The organism is Streptomyces sp. URMC 123, from assembly GCF_051386515.1.
Lineage (GTDB): Bacteria > Actinomycetota > Actinomycetes > Streptomycetales > Streptomycetaceae > Streptomyces.
Window position 1 is genome coordinate 1 of the sequence record NZ_JBPQTV010000505.1, and the last position, 3,104, is coordinate 3,104.

The 3,104-nt window shown below is 75.3% G+C and carries 2 protein-coding genes; both read left to right on the forward strand.

What is annotated here, in order from left to right; translation table 11 throughout:
• The first annotated feature begins 213 nt into the window (after positions 1-213).
• On the forward strand, positions 214-1,308 hold the full coding sequence (locus tag ACSNOD_RS30030) for a diguanylate cyclase domain-containing protein (RefSeq protein WP_436770238.1): 1,095 nt from the start codon (positions 214-216) through the stop codon (positions 1,306-1,308).
• Between the two features lie 184 nt (positions 1,309-1,492).
• Complete coding sequence (hutH, locus tag ACSNOD_RS30035; protein WP_436770237.1) at positions 1,493-3,052, forward strand: histidine ammonia-lyase; 1,560 nt, start codon at positions 1,493-1,495, stop codon at positions 3,050-3,052.
• Positions 3,053-3,104: the final 52 nt, after the last annotated feature.

Here is a 3,104-nt window from a genome sequence, read left to right on the forward strand (position 1 = left end):
GTATAAGAGACAGTTTTTCCGCCGCGGCGGACACGCCCCCCGCCCGCCGCGGCGGAAAAATGACCCCGACCAAGGTCAAGCGGATGGCCGAAAACATTCCTAGGCTGGGGCCAGGGCGTACACGTCCCGTGACGAGGCGAGGTGGCGGCGGTGGCTGGCGAGCAGCAGGACGGCGATGCCCGCCTCCGCGCCGTGGTGGAACTGGCGCAGGCGATGGCCGCGGCGCAGGTGCCCCACGAGTCCGTCCGCGCCGCCGCCAACGGCGCCCGCCGCGCCCTGGGCGGCACCTTCGCCGCGATCTCGGCCTGGGAGCGTGACCAGGGCCGGCTCCGCGTCCTGGTGAACGTCGGGGAGCTCGCCCCGGACGAGGAGGAGTTCCCGGACGACGAGTCGTACCCCGTGCACCAGTTCCCCGAGATCACGGAGTTCCTCCACGAGCGCTGGGCCGGCGCGGTCCCCAACGCCTGGGTGGAGACGGCCGAGGGCCCCGAGCCGGGCCGCGCGCCCGGTTCGTACTGCCAGCAGCGGGTGGCCGCCCTGCGCCGCCGTGGCCGCGGCTGCTGTGTCGTCGCGCCCATCGTGCTCCACGGGCGCGCCTGGGGAGAGCTGTACGTGGCGCGCCGCGCCGGCCAGCCCGTGTTCGACAGCGCGGACGCCGGCTTCGCGACCGTACTGGCCGCCGTGATCTCCGCCGGCATCGCCCAGACCGAGCGCCTGGAGGAGGCGCGGCGGCTGGCGTTCACCGATCCGCTCACCGGCCTGGCCAACCGCCGGGCCGTGGACCTCGGCCTCGACCAGGCGCTGGAGCGCCACCGCTCCGAGGGCACGGTCGTCAGCCTGGTCGTCTGCGACCTCAACGGCCTGAAGCGGGTCAACGACTCGCACGGCCACGCCGTCGGCGACCGCCTGCTGGAGCGGTTCGGGGTGGTCCTCTCGCTCTGCGGCGCGATGCTCCCCGGCACGCTCGCCGCACGCCTCGGCGGCGACGAGTTCTGCCTGCTGGCGGTCGGCCCCTCCGCCGACGAGGTGGTGGCCGTGGCGGGCGAGCTGTGCCGCCGCGCCGCCGCGCTGGACCTCGGGGACGGCGTGGCCTGCGGGGTGGCCTCCACGGGCGACCCCATCGGGCCCGTGCCGTCCGCGCGCCGGCTGTTCCGCATGGCGGACGCCGCCCAGTACCGGGCGAAGGCCGCACGGGCCGTGCAGCCCGTCGTCGCCGGCCGCGAGGGGCCCGAGGACCCGGTGGTCCACCTCGTGGACTCGTCGTCGCCGGCCCCCCACGACCGCCGTCGCTTCCGGGGGCGCCGCTGAACGCTTCCCCGGCCATGACGGCCCGCCCCTCCGGCCGCCCCTCGCCGCCCCGGCCCGACCGGCGACCGATCTCCGGACGATCCCCGGCCGATCATGGAACGATCCCCGGCCGATCACCGGCCGACCGGCGGCCCGGAGAATCGACGGGTGACATCTTCGGATTCAGTCTCTAGGGTGCCTGAATATGGATATGCACACTGTGGTGGTGGGGACCTCCGGGACCAGCGCGGAGGATGTCATCGCCGTGGCGCGCGGCGCGGCACGGGTGGAGCTGTCCCCCGACGCCCTGTCCGCGCTCGCCGCGGCCCGTGAGGTCATCGACGCGCTCGCCGCCAAGCCGGACCCGGTGTACGGCGTCTCGACCGGCTTCGGCGCCCTCGCCGTACGCCACATCAGCCCCGAGCTCCGCGTCCAGCTCCAGCGCAACATCGTCCGCTCGCACGCCGCCGGCATGGGCCCGCGTGTCGAGCGCGAGGTGGTGCGCGCGCTGATGTTCCTGCGCCTGAAGACCGTCGCCTCCGGCCGTACGGGCGTGCGCCCCGAGGTCGCGCGAACCATGGCCGCGGTCCTCAACGCCGGCATCACCCCCGTGGTGCACGAGTACGGCTCCCTCGGCTGCTCCGGCGATCTCGCGCCCCTGTCGCACTGCGCCCTGACCCTGATGGGCGAGGGCGACGCGGAGGGCCCCGACGGCACCGTACGGCCCGCCGCGGAGCTCCTCGCCGAGCACGGCATCGAGCCCGTGACCCTGCGCGAGAAGGAGGGCCTGGCGCTCCTCAACGGCACCGACGGCATGCTGGGCATGCTCGTCATGGCCTGCGCCGATCTCGCCCGCCTGTTCACCTCGGCCGACATCACCGCGGCCCTGTCCCTGGAGGCCCTGCTCGGCAGCGAGCGCGTCCTCGCGCCCGAGCTGCACGCCATCCGGCCGCACCCCGGCCAGGCCGCCAGCGCCGCCAACATGCTGCGGGTGCTGGCCGGCTCCGGCCTCACCGGCCACCACCAGGACGACGCGCCCCGCGTGCAGGACGCGTACTCCATCCGCTGCGCCCCGCAGGTCGCCGGCGCCGGCCGGGACACCCTCGACCACGCCCTGCTGGTCGCCGGGCGCGAGCTCGCCGCCGCGGTCGACAACCCCGTGGTGCTCCCCGACGGCCGGGTCGAGTCCAACGGCAACTTCCACGGCGCCCCGGTCGCCTATGTGCTGGACTTCCTGGCCGTGGCCGCCGCGGACCTCGCCTCCGTCGCGGAGCGCCGCACGGACCGGCTGCTCGACAAGAACCGCTCGCACGGCCTGCCGGCCTTCCTCGCGGGCGACCCCGGCGTCGACTCCGGGCTCATGATCGCCCAGTACACGCAGGCCGCCCTCGTCAGCGAGATGAAGCGGCTGGCGGTGCCCGCGTCCGTGGACTCCATCCCCTCCTCGGCCATGCAGGAGGACCACGTCTCCATGGGCTGGTCGGCCGCGCGCAAGCTCCGTACGGCCGTCGACAACCTCGCCCGTGTCATCGCGGTCGAACTGGTGGCGGCGACCCTGGCGCTGGAGATGCGCGGCGAGCTGAGCCGGGAGGGGATGCTGCCGGCGCCCGCGTCCCGGGCGGTGCTCGCCGCGCTGCGCGAGGCGGGCGTCGACGGGCCCGGCGGGGACCGGTTCCTGGCGCCCGACCTGGCGGCGGCGGAGGAGTTCGTCCGCTCCGGGCGACTCGTCGAGGCGGCGGAGACCGTCACGGGCCCGCTGGCGTAACGCCCGGACGAGCCATGAAACGCGAGGGGCGGGCCGGTCACCACCGGCCCGC